The organism is Ruegeria sp. 6PALISEP08, assembly GCF_001238295.1.
Classification (GTDB): Bacteria; Pseudomonadota; Alphaproteobacteria; order Rhodobacterales; family Rhodobacteraceae; genus Ruegeria.
The window spans coordinates 264,300-278,523 of the sequence record NZ_LGXZ01000001.1 but is presented as its reverse complement, the minus strand read 5'-3'; the positions used below and the strand labels follow the sequence as shown (position 1 = coordinate 278,523).

Genomic DNA, 14,224 nt, shown 5'->3' with positions numbered 1-14,224 from the left:
TACCCCATCAGCCCAAAGGCTGCGCCTTTTCCACGATCCGCGCGAAGAACGAAGCCCCTACCGGCGCGATATCGTCGTTGAAGTTGTATTTCGGATGATGCAACCCTGCGCCTTCGCCCTGCCCCAGGAACAGATACGCCCCTGGTCGCGCCTGCAGCATGTACGAAAAATCCTCGGCCCCCATATCGCGCCCCATAGTGTCGACCACGCGCTCGGGTCCGGAGACTTCGCGCGCGACATCGGCGGCAAAAGCGGTTTTTTCAACATCATTGATCGTGGCTGGATAACCTACCTGATAATCCAGCCGCGCCTCTACCCCGTATGACGTCGCCTGCCCCTGAACGATCTGCGCCATCCGCTCCATCACCATCTTCTGAACAGATGGGTCAAAGGTGCGCACAGTGCCGTTCAAATAAGCAGTGTCCGGGATCACGTTGTTAACCGTTCCTGCGTGGATCTGTGTGACCGATACGACCAGATCATCCACTGCATAGTGGTTTCGGCTGACAATTGTCTGGATCGCTTGTGCAATGCCGCAGGCTGTCATTACGGGATCTTTGGTCTGATGGGGCATCGCCCCGTGCCCTCCGACACCCTGTATATGAATCTCGAACGAATCCACCGCCGCCATGATCGGGCCCGGCGTGGTATAGAAGGCGCCTTCCGGATTTCCCGGATCGTTGTGTATTCCATAGACCTGAGAAATGTCGAACCGGTCCATGATCCCCTCTTCAACCATCACGCCCGCGCCGCCACCTTCTTCCTCGGCAGGTTGAAAGATCAGCGCCACGCGACCGGCGAAGTTTCGCGTTTCGGCCAGATAGCGCGCCGCACCTAGCAACATCGTGGTGTGACCGTCATGACCGCACGCGTGCATCCTGCCCGGATTTGTCGAGGCATAGTCGACACCCGTTTCTTCCGATATCGGCAAGGCATCCATGTCGGCACGCAGGCCGATGGTCGGCCCATCCCCCTGCCCGTTGATGATCGCAACCATTCCGGTCCTTGCGATGCCTTCATGCAGCTCATCCACCCCGAACTCACGCAGACGCTCGGCCACGAAAGCGGCGGTCTCATAGCACTCGAACTCCAGTTCAGGGATCGTGTGCAAGTGCCGGCGCCACTTGGCCATATCGGCTGAAAATTCGGCAATTCGGTTGACGACGGGCATCTGGGGTGGACTCCTGATCCTGACTGCGGAATGGATGCATCTGACACCGGAACGAAAGGGTTCGCAATGGCCGAAAATCCTCTGATCCATGACAGCGACGCCGGGATCGAGCGTCTGCTGGAAATCATGCGCCGCCTGCGCGACCCGCAAACCGGCTGCCCATGGGATATCGAACAGGATTTCGCCACCATAGCCCCCTACACTATCGAAGAGGCGTATGAGGTCGCCGATGCGATCGAGCGCAAGGCCTATGACGAGTTGAAGGGGGAACTGGGCGATCTGCTGTTCCAATCCGTCTTTCATGCGCAAATGGCCGAAGAGGCAGGTCATTTCACCTTTCAGGACGTGGTCCGTACCATGTCGGACAAGATGGTAAGCCGTCATCCCCACGTATTTGGCGACGAATCCCGCGATAAATCAGCCGATCAGCAGACCAGAGACTGGGAAGCGATCAAGGCCGCCGAGCGTGCAGGCAAGGAACAGAAAGGCGCGCTGGACGGGGTCGCTGGAAACCTTCCTGCCTTGCTGCGCGCGCACAAACTGCAAAAACGAGCCGCCCGCGTGGGCTTTGACTGGCCCGATGCGAGCCATGTGCTGGCCAAGATCACCGAAGAAGCGGCAGAACTGGAGGAAGCGCGCGACAAGATGGACGCCGACGCGCTTGAGGACGAATTCGGCGATCTGCTGTTTGTGATGGTCAATCTGGGTCGCCATCTGGGCATCGAACCCGAAGCCGCACTGCGCCGCACCAATGCCAAGTTCACCCGCCGCTTTGAACAGGTCGAGGCCCGGCTGTCCGAGCGGGGCAAAACCCCTGCGCAAAGCGATCTTGCTGAGATGGATGCGCTCTGGGATGAGGTCAAAACCGAGGAGCATCGCGCCAACGGCAAACTCCCGCCGGTGGATGCCGCAGCCGATCTGTAAATCGGCTAGACAAGTAGCGCGACACTTGCGAGTGTCCGACCCTTACGCCGCCCGGAGAAGACCATGCCCCGCAAAATCATTATCGACACCGATCCCGGACAGGACGACGCCGTAGCCATCCTGTTGGCCCTGGCCAGCCCGGATGAGATCGAGGTTCTGGGCATCACCGCCGTCGCCGGGAATGTGCCGCTGTCGCTGACCGCCAAGAACGCGCGCATCGTCTGCGAACTGGCGGGCCGGACCGATATTCCGGTCTATGCGGGCTGCGACCGCCCGCTGATCCGCAGTCTGGTCACAGCGGAACATGTGCATGGAAAGACCGGGCTGGACGGCCCGGACCTGCCCGACCCGCAGATGCCGCTGGCTGACGGGCACGCGGTGGACTTTATCATTCAAAGCCTGCGCGCCGAGGCTTCGGGGACCGTAACTCTTTGCCCGTTGGGGCCGCTGACCAATATCGCAATGGCGTTTCGCAAGGCCCCCGACATCGTCGATCGGGTGCAGGAAATCATATTGATGGGTGGCGCCTATTTTGAAGTGGGCAACATCACCCCCACAGCCGAATTCAACATCCATGTCGACCCCGAAGCTGCTGATATCGTTTTCGGATCCGGTAGACCCATCGTGGTCATGCCGCTGGACGTCACACACAAGGCGCTTGTTACCAAACCCCGCAATGACGCGTTCCGGGCATTGGGAACCAGGGTCGGCATCGCCGTGGCGGAAATGACCGACTTCTTTGAACGCTTCGATAAGGAAAAATACGGCAGCGCTGGTGCCCCCCTGCATGACCCCTGCGTAACCGCTTACCTGATCAAACCAGAACTGTTCTCGGGCCGTCACGTGAATGTCGAGGTTGAGACCCTGTCAGAACTGACTATGGGCATGACCGTGGCCGACTGGTGGGGCGTTACAGACCGCGCTCCAAACGCGCTGTTTATCGGCGATCTCGACGCGGACGGCTTCTTTGCACTACTGACAGAAAGGCTGGCCCGACTATGAGCGCCGCTCTGCGCCTTGCGCGCCCCGAAGATCTTGACCGCCTGATGGCGCTGGTCACTGCGTTTCATGTCGAAGCACGGATCGAACAGGACGCAGATAAGACCAGAAACGCGCTGGTCCCTTTGCTGGAAGGCATCCCCCACGGCTGCGTCTATCTGATCGGACCGGGACGAGCGCCGTTGGGCTATATCATCCTGACATTCGGCTGGTCGGTCGAATTTGGTGGCATGGATGGCTTTGTGGACGAAATCTATATCCGTCCCGCCGTTCGCGGTCGCGGCATCGCGACCGAGGTTTTGCTGGACCTGCCCAAAGCTCTGGCTGGAGCTGGATTGACGGCACTTCACCTGGAAGTCGACCGTACCAATGAGGCCGCTCAGAAACTGTACCTGCGTACCGGGTTCAGACCCCGAGAAAAGTACATGCTGATGAGCAAGGTGCTTTAGCGCGACTCGCCCCGGAAAATATTGGCCGGGTTCATGTCTTGTACCGGATCGTTCGACGAAACTGGTTCGCCGGTAATTGGATACGTCCCCGGCTCCGAGCAAGCGGACAGAACTGAAATGGACGCTGCGGTGACTATCAGAAGGAATTTTGATACAGACATCGTACTCCCCTTTCTACGATGAACCGAGAATACGGCATTCAGAGTGAACTTGGTTAGTAACAAGTTCACACATAACTTTACTAAAGCAGGGATTTTGCGACCTGATCAGAGTAATCACGGGCAATAAAATATTGATTAAATTCATTTATTAGTATTTTTAGTTTTTTTGATTTGCGAAAGAGACATTTCGAAAAAAAGCAGGTGATCCCGTGCGATTTCTGGAATCTCAGAGTATGCATCGCGCAGATGAAACCCCAAAGACAGGTATAATCGAGTCGCCGCCTCCAGAGGTTTCCCTGTATCCATTCGGATATGGTCAAAGCCGAGATCCCTGCAGGTTTCGATCAGCGACAGCATAATTGCACGGCCCGCGCCAGTGCCTCTTGCCGCGTCTGTCACATACACCCGCTTGATCTCGGCCACGCCCGGCTCAATTGTGTGAAACATGCCGCAACCAATCGGTTCGTCACCTACAACAGCCAACTTGATCCCACCGCTTGGTGGCGCGTGATCCACCTCGATGGCGTCCATCAAACGGGCGTATTTTTCCCTGGGATAAAAGGTCTGAACGATCTGAACGGATTGCTTATCCAGGGTCAGCAGGAAATCCCTGTAATCCCAACACAAACGCCGAACCGCGTTCAGCTGGTCCGGCGCTTCTGGTTCGATGATGTTTAGCAAGATGTGACCCCCAGATTGTGTCCGAGGGTCAGCCTAGCACCAGATGCTTTATTTGCGAAGGATCGACGCGCCCGCGTATTCCGCGACCTCGCCCAGCGATTCCTCGATACGGATCAGCTGGTTGTATTTGGCCAACCGGTCCGACCGCGCCAGCGATCCGGTTTTGATCTGGCCACAATTCGTCGCTACAGCCAGATCGGCGATGGTGGCATCTTCGGTTTCGCCCGAGCGGTGGGACATTACGTTGGTGTAACGCGCGCGATGCGCCATGTCGACGGCACGCAAGGTTTCCGTCAGCGAACCAATCTGGTTTACCTTGACCAGCATCGAGTTGGCACAGCCGCGTTCGATCCCTTCGGCCAGACGCGCGGGGTTGGTGACAAACAGGTCGTCCCCCACCAGCTGCACCTTGTCCCCGATGGCGTCGGTCAGGGCTTTCCAACCATCCCAGTCATCTTCGGACATGCCGTCCTCGATCGAGATAATCGGATAGTCATTGACCAGCGCTGCCAGATAGGCGGCGTTTTCTTCCGAGGTCAGGGTCGTGCCCTCACCCGCCAAAACGTACTTGCCGTCTTTGAAATATTCGGTCGCCGCGCAATCCAGCGCCAGGTGGATTTCCTCACCTGGTTTGTACCCTGCCTTTTCGATGGACTTCAGGATGAAATCCAGCGCTTCACGCGTGCTGGCGATGTTGGGGGCGAAACCACCCTCATCCCCTACACCAGTGGCCAAACCGGCTGCCGACAGTTCCTTCTTGAGTGTATGGAACACTTCGGACCCCATGCGCACGGCCTCGCGGATATTCGCGGCCGAGGTCGGCATGATCATGAATTCCTGAATGTCGATCGGATTGTCGGCATGCTCGCCCCCGTTGATGATGTTCATCATCGGAACCGGCAGAACGCGGGCCGAGGTGCCGCCGACATAGCGATACAGCGGCTGCGTGGTGAAATCCGCCGCCGCCTTGGCCGTCGCCAGAGAAACACCCAGAATGGCATTTGCACCCAGACGGCCCTTGTTCTCGGTTCCGTCCAGCTCGATCATCGCCTGATCGATGGCCACCTGCTCGGTCGCGTCAAAGCCAACCAGTTCTTCGGCGATCTCGCCGTTCACGGCTGCAACGGCTTCCAGAACGCCCTTGCCCATGTAACGCGCCTTGTCGCCGTCACGCTTTTCAACGGCCTCATGCGCGCCTGTGGATGCACCCGACGGAACCGCCGCGCGGCCCATGGTGCCGTCTTCCAGAATCACGTCGACTTCGACCGTCGGGTTGCCCCGGCTGTCCAGAATTTCGCGTGCGTGGATGTCGATAATGGTGCTCATGAGGCCCGTTCCTATGGCTGCAGTCGGTTGCACGCGTCATAGCAGCAACCACCCAAAAGTAAACCGCTTCCGTTATCGCTAACACGCATATTTCCGGACCTTTAGGGCTAACAGCTTACTGTTTGCGCCAACAGGGTCAGGCCAGGGACAGTTCGCGGGCCAGGCGCCTTTCGCGGACAAAGGTGTAAAGACCGGACCCGATGATAAGGGTTGCACCTGCCATTGTCAGCGCATCTGGCCGCTCACCAAACATCAGCATCCCAGCGAGGATCGAAAACACCAGACGTGTATACCGGAACGGCATCAGAGCCGAGGCTTCGCCGACCCGCATCGCGGTGACAATGCCGTAATATCCAATCACACCAAACCCCATGGCCCCCAGATACGGCAGGGATTGCCCGTCCTGAAGCGGTACAAAAGACGCGCCGGAAACTGCCATCAACAGCCCCCCGGCCAACGCCACCGCGACGTAAGCTTGCATTGCCACAACCGTCGAGGCCACCCGCACATCAAGCTTGCGCGTGATCAGATCACGCGCGGCAATCGCAATAACGGTCAAAACCACAAACAGGGACTCTGGCTGAAACCCGTCCAAACCGGGGCGGATAATCATCAAAACGCCGATAAAACCAACACCAATAGCGCTCCAGCGCCGCCAGCCAACTTGTTCGCCCAAGAACAGGGCCGCCCCCATGGTGACAGCAAGCGGCATGGCCTGAAACACAGCGGCGACCGTGGACAGGTCGATCAGGGACAGCGCCGTAACAAAGGTCACCGCCCCGAACCCTTCGGTTATCGCCCGCACCATCGGCAGCAGGCTCCACGCCACCGGATCAAAGATGCGTTTGCGCGTGACCACCGACAGGCATGCAAAGACAAGCGCACACACCAGACCGAGGAACACCATGATCTGTCCTGTCGGCACGGAAACCGACAGAACCTTGATGAACATGTCCTCAAGTGCAAAGGCCGCCATCGATCCGATGAGCAGCAGAATGCCGTTTATGTTGTTCATTTGCGCGTCCACAGGAAAAGGGCACTTCGGGTGCCTGTTCGCACAACAACCTCAACCAACGTCATCTGGCAAGGTAATTCCCGCCACTGCTTATGAATTAACGTGAGGGGAACAATCGCGTTTTGTGATGGATCAGTCCTGTTCCAGCGGCACGCCGTACAACTCCAGCCGATGGCCTTTCAGCTTATACCCCAGCTTTGCCGCGATTTTTTCCTGAAGGGCTTCGATCTCGGGGTCGACGAATTCGATAACCTCACCCGATTGCATATCGATCAGGTGGTCATGATGATCACGCTCGGCATCCTCATACCGTGCGCGGCCATCGCCAAATTCCAGACGTTCCAGAATCCCGGCCTCTTCGAACAGCTTGACCGTCCGGTAGACCGTCGCGATCGAGATGCCTTTGTCGACAGCGGAGGCACGTGAATAGAGTTCTTCGACATCCGGATGGTCGTCGCTTTGCTCTAGCACCTGCGCGATGATCCTTCTTTGACCGGTCATGCGCAGGCCTTTGGCCTCACAACGCCCAATAATCGTTTCCGACATGATGCCCCTCAGACTTGCTCGGGTATCTGTCTTAGTATGTCTGCGCAGTTTGCGCTACAGCGATTTCTGCTTTTCCGCTGATCTTACGCGGCACGTGTCAGATCGGCCCATACGGGCAGGTGATCCGATGCGATATGCGCCGGGCGCGCGTTGTGAACCCCATGCGCGGTGGCCTTTACCCCCGCGCCCAGCGCGATCCGGTCCAGCGCGCCAAGCGGTTGAGCTGCGGGAAAGCTGGGCCGGGGCGGTAGAAAGCGCATCTCGGGGGCCAGATGGTCCAGAACCGGTTGCCGCGACCATTCGTTGAAATCTCCGGCCCAGACGGTTGGCATCTCGTGCAGATCATCATCACAGCGCCGGATATGCGAAATCTGCTGCCGTCGGGATGCAGGCAACAGCCCCAGATGCATCCCCATCACCCGCAGCGGCCCGATTTGGGTATCGAACTCGACCCGGACCGCCCCGCGCGGCTCCAGCCCCGGCAACTCATGATGCCCTGTCTGCCGGACTGAAATACCATCCCCGCGCCAGATGACTGCATTACCGTGCCACCCAAGGCTTCCGGCCCCGCCCAGATCGACGATCTGCCAACCGGCTTCGTCCAACATGAAATGCGGCAGGGCTGCCGGGCGGGGCGGCAGGCGTTTGTCCGCCTCTTGCAACACAACGACGTCGGCCTGCATGTGCTCGATGACCTGCAGTATACGCTGCGGTTGACGCCGAAGATCCAGCCCGAGGCATTTTTGAATGTTGTAGCTGGCGATACGTAGGGTTGAAGATGGTTTCATAAGGGCTTGACCAATGGGCTGGCGCCCAAAGTGCCACGTCTGGCGCGGTGCGCAACCCCTCAGTTCTGTTACAGAACGAAAACCTCGCACGGAAACAACGCATATTGCACGATTTAATGGCAAACGACGTGCAACCGATCACCAAAGGATTGTTCCTTTGGACCCCCTGCTCTATCCGGTTGCGGTGGAACGGTCACACCGCTGCGACACAAGGGGCTGAATGGAACTGCATCAGACACAGCCGAACAACAGCACCCGCGCCAGCCTGGTTCTGGTCATGGGCGGCGCGCTATGGGGACTCTATTGGATCCCGGTTCGGTTCTTTCTCGATCAAGGATTGACCGGCCCATGGCCCGGAATTGCCATGTACTGCGCTGCCCTGATGGCTCTGGCCCCCTTGATATGGATCGACCGACACACACTTGTTCGGGAGTGGCGTAACCTGATGCTCAGCGGCATGTTCACGGGGGCCGCGTTCAGCTTATATTCCATAAGCCTTGTTTATACCGAGGTTGTGCGGTCGATCCTGCTATTCTACCTCACCCCGATTTGGGGAACGCTGTTGGGCGTTATGTTTCTGGGTGAGCGTCTCAGCCTTATGCGCTTGGCAGGTCTTTTCTGCGGGTTGGGAGGGCTGTTCGTTGTTCTGGGTGGTTCGGGTTTTGTGCCCTGGCCTCAAAACATAGGCGACTGGCTGGCGCTGGCTTCGGGTATGTGCTGGGCCTTGGGCACGCTGGGCCTATACCGTGCCAGCCGTATCTCGATTTCAGGACAGGTCTTTGCCTTTGTTTTCGGCGCGCTGATTCTGTCCTTGCTCAGCCTCCTTGTACTGCCTGAGCAGGCCCTACCCTCCATCGCACCAAATGAGACGATCCGCATTCTGCTGCTGGCCCTTCTGTCGGTATTCTACATCCTGCCCATGGTCTACATGACGATCTGGCCTGCAACGAAGCTTTCCCCGTCACGGGTTGGCCTGTTGCTTATGAGCGAAGTTGTCGTCGGCATCGCCTCTGCCGCCGTGCTGTCCGGAGAACCCTTTGGTCTGCGCGAGTTTCTGGGCGCCACGCTGATCGTCAGCGCCGCAGTGTTGGAGATTGTTCGAAAGTAACGCCACCCTGTGGGTTACGTCCCACAAAAGGTTGCGTGCACCACTTCGTTCTTGGCCGGTGGCCGTTTTAGGTCTGCGGCACCATCCTGATCAACATAGGGCCGAGCGAGGACGGCATTCAGTCGATGGAACGGCGCATAGTCCCCCTGCACCGCCGCCTGAATCATCTGTTCGACACGGTGGTTGCGCGGAATAAACGCCGGGTTTGCGGCGGCCATCACCTCCTGCGGGTCCGATTCACGGGCAATCCGTCCGCGCCAGCCTTCGGCCCAACTATCATAGGTCGCAGGGTCCAGGAACTGATCCCGAACAGAATCACTGCCCAGCGCCCGAAACGTGTTGGTGAAATCCGCCTGTCCTTCGGCCATGCGTTTCAGAAGGTCGGTGATCAATTCAAGATCGCCATCCTCAGCGCGCGTCAATCCAAGCTTGGCCCGGAAGCGAGTCAACCAATTGTCTTGCAACAACTCCGGCATGGCATGGACAATCTCGGTCGCTTCTTCGACAGCGGCCTCTTTGTCGTCCATCTGTTGGATCAAGGCCGTCGCCAACTGCGCCAAATTCCACACTGCGATATCGGGCTGGCTGGAATAAGCATAGCGCCCCATGCGATCAATTGAACTGTAGACCGTGTTGGGGTGATACGTGTCCATGAACGCGCAGGGACCGTAATCAATCGTCTCGCCCGCGATCGAGCAATTGTCAGTGTTCATCACCCCGTGAATGAAACCTACGCTCATCCACTGCGCGATCAACCGGGCCTGCGCATCCCGCACGGCCCGCAACAATCCCATAGGCCCCTCAGCCTCGGGATAGTGACGCGCGATGGCGTATTCCGTCAGTCGGCGCAAGCTGTCCAACTGCCCCCGTGCGGCAAAAACCTGAAACGTGCCCACCCGCAGATGGCTGCTGGCCACACGCGTCAACACCGCGCCCGGCATCGGACCTTCGCGAAACACCGTCTCGCCCGTTTCCACAGCCGCCAGAGCACGCGTGGTCGGGATGCCAAGCGCGTGCACCGCTTCGGATACCACATATTCACGCAGAACCGGACCCAGCCACGCCCGGCCATCGCCGCGGCGCGAAAACGGCGTAGGGCCCGAGCCTTTCAACTGTATATCCCGGCGCACCCCATCGATGCCCACAGTCTCGCCCAGCAACACCGCGCGCCCATCCCCCAGCTGAGGGTTGTACTGTCCAAATTGGTGCCCCGAATACAGCTGTGCAATAGGTTCGGCACCTTCAGGCAGACGATTGCCCGCAAAAGCCTCGGCCATGTCCTTCACATCGCCGGGGGCAATTTGCAGCAACTTCGCCAAATCATCGTTAAACGCTATCATCTGCGGCGCACGCACAGGAACGGGTGCCTGCCGCGCAAAAAACGCATTTGGCAAACGGGCATAGGTGTTATCAAACGGGATCGTCAGGGTCATGTTGCAATACATATTCCTCAGGCTCACGAATACCATAGCGGATCGTGCGTGCCCGTGCATAATCGCGCCGAACCAAGAGGGCACTCATGACCGCACAAGACATAATCGACCACCTGAACCTCCAACGTCATCCCGAAGGGGGGTGGTATGCCGAAACCTGGCGCGCCGAAAACGCAGGCCGCCCCACAGGAACCTGCATCTATTTCCTGTTGCAGGCGGGCGAAAGCAGCCACTGGCACCGGGTCGATGCGACCGAAATTTGGCTCTACCACGCCGGTGCGCCGCTGGTCCTGTCGCTGAGCGCGACGGATGCAGGGCCTGCTGCCGATCATCTGCTGACTCCTGACCTGTCAAAAGGTGCGCCTCAGCTGATCGTTCCTGAAGGCCATTGGCAGGCTGCACACAGTACAGGAGAATACACTCTGGTCAGTTGCACGGTTTCCCCCGGCTTTGATTTCGAAGGATTTGAACTGGCCGCACCGGACTTTGACATCCCACGGGAATAGCCCAACCATCAAAAGTCTCTGAAAAGTTGAGTTTACAGACGGCCCTGCGTTGCCCATCCTGTACCCGTAACCGCGTGTGACGGAGTATCGAGTGAGTATGAAGCAGGTCTGTCTGACAATTCTGTTTCTCTGCCTTAATGCAGGGAATGCAAATGCCAGTCCTGACTGCGCTGATTCTGGCGAAGCGCTCGAAGTGTCACTGCCAGGTACAACAACCGACGCCGCCCCCGCAGCGCAGACCCCCGAAGATCTTCCCCCTTGCGCAACCCTGCAACTGGAACAGGGGCGTGACCGGATGCGCGAACGCGGGGCCGTATGTGGCGACTGGACCATATTGGGGGAAACACGCAAAGCCCTGACAAGCAAAGCCCGGGGCTGCGGCATCGCGAACCCGGTTCGGGTGTACCGGATTTCGGATGTTGCGCTCAGTCAGTTTTCACTGATGGACTGTCAGACGGCGGTTACGCTGAAAACATGGATCGAAAACACCGCCAAACCCGCCTTTGCCGATTTGGGTGGCGGGCTCAAGGGGATGCGGGTTGTTGGGCATTATGCCTGCAAAACCCAGAACAACCAGCCGCGAGCGCGCCTATCGCAACACGCACGCGGTCGGGCCATCGATATCTCGACCTTTGTTCTTCAGGATGGCACCCAGATCACCGTTCAGGACGGATGGAATGACAGCACCCAAAGCGCGGTTCTGCGTCAGTTGCACACCGGGGCTTGTGGGGTCTTCAGCACCGTGCTCGGCCCGGATGCAGATCGCTATCACGCCGGGCATTTCCACTTTGACACAGCCCAGCGCAAAGGTGCGCCCGTTTGCCGTTAGACCTGCGGATTGTATCCGAGCTTGGCCTGTTTTGCCTCGCGTTCAACAGCCTCCCGAGCTTTTAGAATCCGCTCTTCATCTGGCTAAAAATATCCCGGGGGAGTCGCGCTTGCGCGACGGGGGCAGAGCCCCCTAATCCCCACTGCGGCTTTTGATCAACATGCTGATCAGGGGCACCAATACCGTCGTCAGAGACCCCACAGGATTCGACCCAATGCTCTTGACGGCCTGCACGACCTCCCGCGCTTCTGTCGCCATCTCTTCGAGCTCGTCTTCGATGTCCGCGATCGCCATGTCGCGGACTTCAACTGCTGGTGCGACCTCATCTTCAATGCTGCTCCGCCGCGCGATCAGAACCAGCACCCCGGCAACCACCAGATTTCCAAGGGCCAGCCAAGCCGCGGCCGAAGCTGGTGACATCGTGTTCTGAAGGGCAAAGAACAGCGAGACATTCAAAAGCACCAGGGCCGAAAAAGCGGCGATGCCTGCAATCCCCATCAGTATCGTCTGCTGCTGAACCACGGCCAAACGGCGGCGTGCGATCAGACGTTCTGTTCGGTAGATCGCTACCAGATTTCTGCTTAATCTGCTCATGAGGCTCCTCCTAACCCTGCGCGCCCGACAACATAGCCAAGCGAAAACGCAATCAGCAGCGCTGTGATCGGATAGTCCTTCTGCAAGCGACCGAATTCCTCGACCACATCCTCTCCCAGTGACTGCGCTTGGCTCAGGTCGATCCCGTGCTCTTCCAACAGTTTCCGGATTTCATCGGATGACTTGGTACGTTCGGGCTTTTCCTTGGGGGCCGGGTCTTGTTCGACCCGCGCCTCCAACGTCGCGTTTCGCTCCCGTAATTGCTCTAACTCCGTTTCAAGCTCTGCTTTTGTCGCCATTATGCCTTGCCCTCAATTCATGGGTCCGGGGCCACCGTCGCACAACAAGTTGTTATTTTGAACTGTTTTCCAGCTGGCGTTAGCCTACAGCGTCCATTGAAACTGAACTGACAACCCCGCCCCCAACCAGCGCCTGTACGCCGGTCGTTCCGGGGCAAGAGGTCGGCAGGCCGCGCGCCACGCGCACCGCCAGATAGGCAAAGGCCTGCGCCTCAAGCATGTCGCCATCCAACCCCACCGCCTCGACCGGTTCGACCGGGCAGTCCAACGACACGCGCAGCATCTCCATCAAAACCGGATTATGACGCCCGCCCCCGGTGACCAGCACACAAGACGGAGGTTTCGGGCAGTGCTCCATCCCCTGCACAACGCCCGCGGCACACATCCCGGTCAGGGTCGCCACGGCGTCCGCATCACTCAACTCCTGTACAAGACCTATCATTTCCGCAAAATCATTTCGGTCCAATGACTTCGGTGGCATTCGGGCAAAAAACGGTTCGGCCAAAAACAGCTCCAGCGCCCCCATTTCGACGGTGCCATCGCGCGCAAGCGCCCCGTCCCGATCCATGGGCAACCCCAACCGGGCTTGCATCAGATCGTCAATGGGCGCATTGGCGGGTCCGGTATCAAAGGCCAGCAAGGCACCCGGCACTTCGGGGCCGTCAAAGGACGGATCAACATACGTCAGATTGCCAACGCCACCCAGATTCAGGAAACACAGGGGCCGATCCGCGCCGAACCACTTGGCGCAGGCAAAATGAAAGAACGGTGCCAGCGGCGCACCCTCGCCCCCCATTGCCACATCATCACTGCGGAAGTCCCAAACCACCGGGCGACCCAACGCCTGCGCCAACCCCAGACCATCGCCCACCTGCAAGGTTCCACGCCCGTGCGGCTCATGCGCCAGGGTCTGACCGTGAAAACCGATCACGTCGACTTCTTCGAATTCAGACAACGCCTCGGCATGGGCGAATGTGACCATCTCGGCAGCCGCATCGACATCGGGCCCATGCCACTGTCCCATTGCCGCCCGCAACACGTCGCGTTCAGCGTCCGAGTAGGCACGATAGCCGCTTTGCCCAAAGCCCATGATCCGGTGCCCGTCGGTCTCGACGATCGCGGCATCCACGCCGTCCATCGAGGTGCCCGACATTGCGCCCAGTGCCCGGATCACCCCGTGTTTGCTGATGGTCTGGCCCACGCCTGCCTCCTGAACTGGCTGTCTTCTTCGCCACATCCGGGTCCTTGGGTTCACCTCTGGGTTGCAGCCTGGTCAAACTGCCTTTTGTTTGCACAAAAACGCAAGCGTTCTGATACGGCGCCTCTTATTTTTCGCGAACCGCGTGGCCGGATCGACACCCGGCTCCAAGGAAAAAAGGTGGCTTTTCCTCCTAG

The 14,224-nt window shown here is 58.7% G+C and carries 17 protein-coding genes; 6 read left to right on the top strand and 11 right to left on the bottom strand.

Going from position 1 to position 14,224, the window contains the following annotated elements; all coding sequences use genetic code 11:
* Positions 1–7 precede the first annotated feature (7 nt).
* Positions 8–1,171, bottom strand: coding sequence for a M20 aminoacylase family protein (locus tag ALB80_RS01425; protein ID WP_050602230.1), 1,164 nt, complete (start codon positions 1,169–1,171; stop codon positions 8–10).
* Between the two features lie 66 nt (positions 1,172–1,237).
* Between ALB80_RS01425 and mazG the strand changes: the two genes are divergently transcribed.
* The 3 genes from mazG (at position 1,238) to ALB80_RS01410 (ending at position 3,543) form a co-directional block, all read left to right on the top strand.
* A complete protein-coding gene (gene mazG / locus ALB80_RS01420) occupies positions 1,238–2,095 on the top strand; it encodes a nucleoside triphosphate pyrophosphohydrolase (RefSeq protein WP_050602559.1) in 858 nt (285 codons plus the stop codon).
* Positions 2,096–2,158: 63 nt separating this feature from the next.
* Complete coding sequence (locus ALB80_RS01415) at positions 2,159–3,097, top strand: nucleoside hydrolase (RefSeq protein ID WP_050602229.1); 939 nt, start codon at positions 2,159–2,161, stop codon at positions 3,095–3,097.
* Complete coding sequence (locus ALB80_RS01410) at positions 3,094–3,543, top strand: GNAT family N-acetyltransferase (protein WP_050602228.1); 450 nt, start codon at positions 3,094–3,096, stop codon at positions 3,541–3,543. Before ALB80_RS01415 ends, ALB80_RS01410 begins: the two co-directional genes overlap by 4 nt.
* On the opposite strand, the gene ALB80_RS22350 is transcribed toward ALB80_RS01410, so the two are convergent.
* The 6 genes from ALB80_RS22350 to ALB80_RS01385 all read right to left on the bottom strand — a co-directional run bounded on the left by ALB80_RS22350 (position 3,540) and on the right by ALB80_RS01385 (position 8,060).
* Positions 3,540–3,704, bottom strand: coding sequence for a hypothetical protein (locus ALB80_RS22350; RefSeq protein ID WP_172677846.1), 165 nt, complete (start codon positions 3,702–3,704; stop codon positions 3,540–3,542). The two genes, ALB80_RS01410 and ALB80_RS22350, sit on opposite strands and share 4 nt — an antisense overlap.
* 141 nt (positions 3,705–3,845) lie before the next feature.
* Entirely contained in the window at positions 3,846–4,331 is a 486-nt protein-coding gene (locus tag ALB80_RS01405; RefSeq protein WP_371255943.1) for a GNAT family N-acetyltransferase, read from the bottom strand.
* 102 nt (positions 4,332–4,433) lie between these two features.
* On the bottom strand, positions 4,434–5,711 hold the full coding sequence (eno, locus tag ALB80_RS01400) for a phosphopyruvate hydratase (protein WP_050602226.1): 1,278 nt from the start codon (positions 5,709–5,711) through the stop codon (positions 4,434–4,436).
* Positions 5,712–5,847: 136 nt separating this feature from the next.
* Entirely contained in the window at positions 5,848–6,726 is an 879-nt protein-coding gene (locus tag ALB80_RS01395; RefSeq protein ID WP_050602225.1) for a DMT family transporter, read from the bottom strand.
* Between the two features lie 132 nt (positions 6,727–6,858).
* A complete protein-coding gene (locus ALB80_RS01390) occupies positions 6,859–7,272 on the bottom strand; it encodes a Fur family transcriptional regulator (RefSeq protein WP_050602224.1) in 414 nt (137 codons plus the stop codon).
* Between the two features lie 83 nt (positions 7,273–7,355).
* Positions 7,356–8,060, bottom strand: a complete 705-nt coding sequence (locus tag ALB80_RS01385; protein ID WP_050602223.1) for an endonuclease/exonuclease/phosphatase family protein — start codon at positions 8,058–8,060, stop codon at positions 7,356–7,358.
* Between the two features lie 220 nt (positions 8,061–8,280).
* On the opposite strand from ALB80_RS01385, the gene ALB80_RS01380 reads away from it, so the two are divergent.
* Positions 8,281–9,168, top strand: a complete 888-nt coding sequence (locus tag ALB80_RS01380) for a DMT family transporter (protein ID WP_050602222.1) — start codon at positions 8,281–8,283, stop codon at positions 9,166–9,168.
* Between the two features lie 14 nt (positions 9,169–9,182).
* Here the strand turns inward: ALB80_RS01380 and ALB80_RS01375 are convergent, their stop codons facing one another.
* Positions 9,183–10,601: a YdiU family protein gene (locus ALB80_RS01375; protein ID WP_050602558.1), complete on the bottom strand. Its 1,419-nt coding sequence runs from the start codon at positions 10,599–10,601 to the stop codon at positions 9,183–9,185.
* Between the two features lie 86 nt (positions 10,602–10,687).
* On the opposite strand from ALB80_RS01375, the gene ALB80_RS01370 reads away from it, so the two are divergent.
* Together ALB80_RS01370 and ALB80_RS01365 are read left to right on the top strand one after the other, a co-directional pair.
* Positions 10,688–11,107, top strand: coding sequence for a cupin domain-containing protein (locus tag ALB80_RS01370; protein ID WP_050602221.1), 420 nt, complete (start codon positions 10,688–10,690; stop codon positions 11,105–11,107).
* 97 nt (positions 11,108–11,204) lie between these two features.
* Positions 11,205–11,936, top strand: coding sequence for an extensin family protein (locus tag ALB80_RS01365; RefSeq protein ID WP_050602220.1), 732 nt, complete (start codon positions 11,205–11,207; stop codon positions 11,934–11,936).
* 132 nt (positions 11,937–12,068) lie between these two features.
* Here the strand turns inward: ALB80_RS01365 and ALB80_RS01360 are convergent, their stop codons facing one another.
* The 3 genes from ALB80_RS01360 to ALB80_RS01350 form a co-directional block, all read right to left on the bottom strand.
* The gene (locus ALB80_RS01360) at positions 12,069–12,530 is read right to left on the bottom strand and encodes a phage holin family protein (protein WP_050602219.1); all 462 of its coding nucleotides are present in this window, start codon (positions 12,528–12,530) and stop codon (positions 12,069–12,071) included.
* Positions 12,527–12,829 (bottom strand): hypothetical protein, encoded by a 303-nt coding sequence (locus tag ALB80_RS01355; RefSeq protein ID WP_050602218.1) that lies wholly within the window; start codon positions 12,827–12,829, stop codon positions 12,527–12,529. Before ALB80_RS01355 ends, ALB80_RS01360 begins: the two co-directional genes overlap by 4 nt.
* A 79-nt stretch (positions 12,830–12,908) precedes the next feature.
* A complete protein-coding gene (locus ALB80_RS01350) occupies positions 12,909–13,982 on the bottom strand; it encodes an anhydro-N-acetylmuramic acid kinase (RefSeq protein WP_371255942.1) in 1,074 nt (357 codons plus the stop codon).
* Between the last annotated feature and the right edge of the window lie 242 nt (positions 13,983–14,224).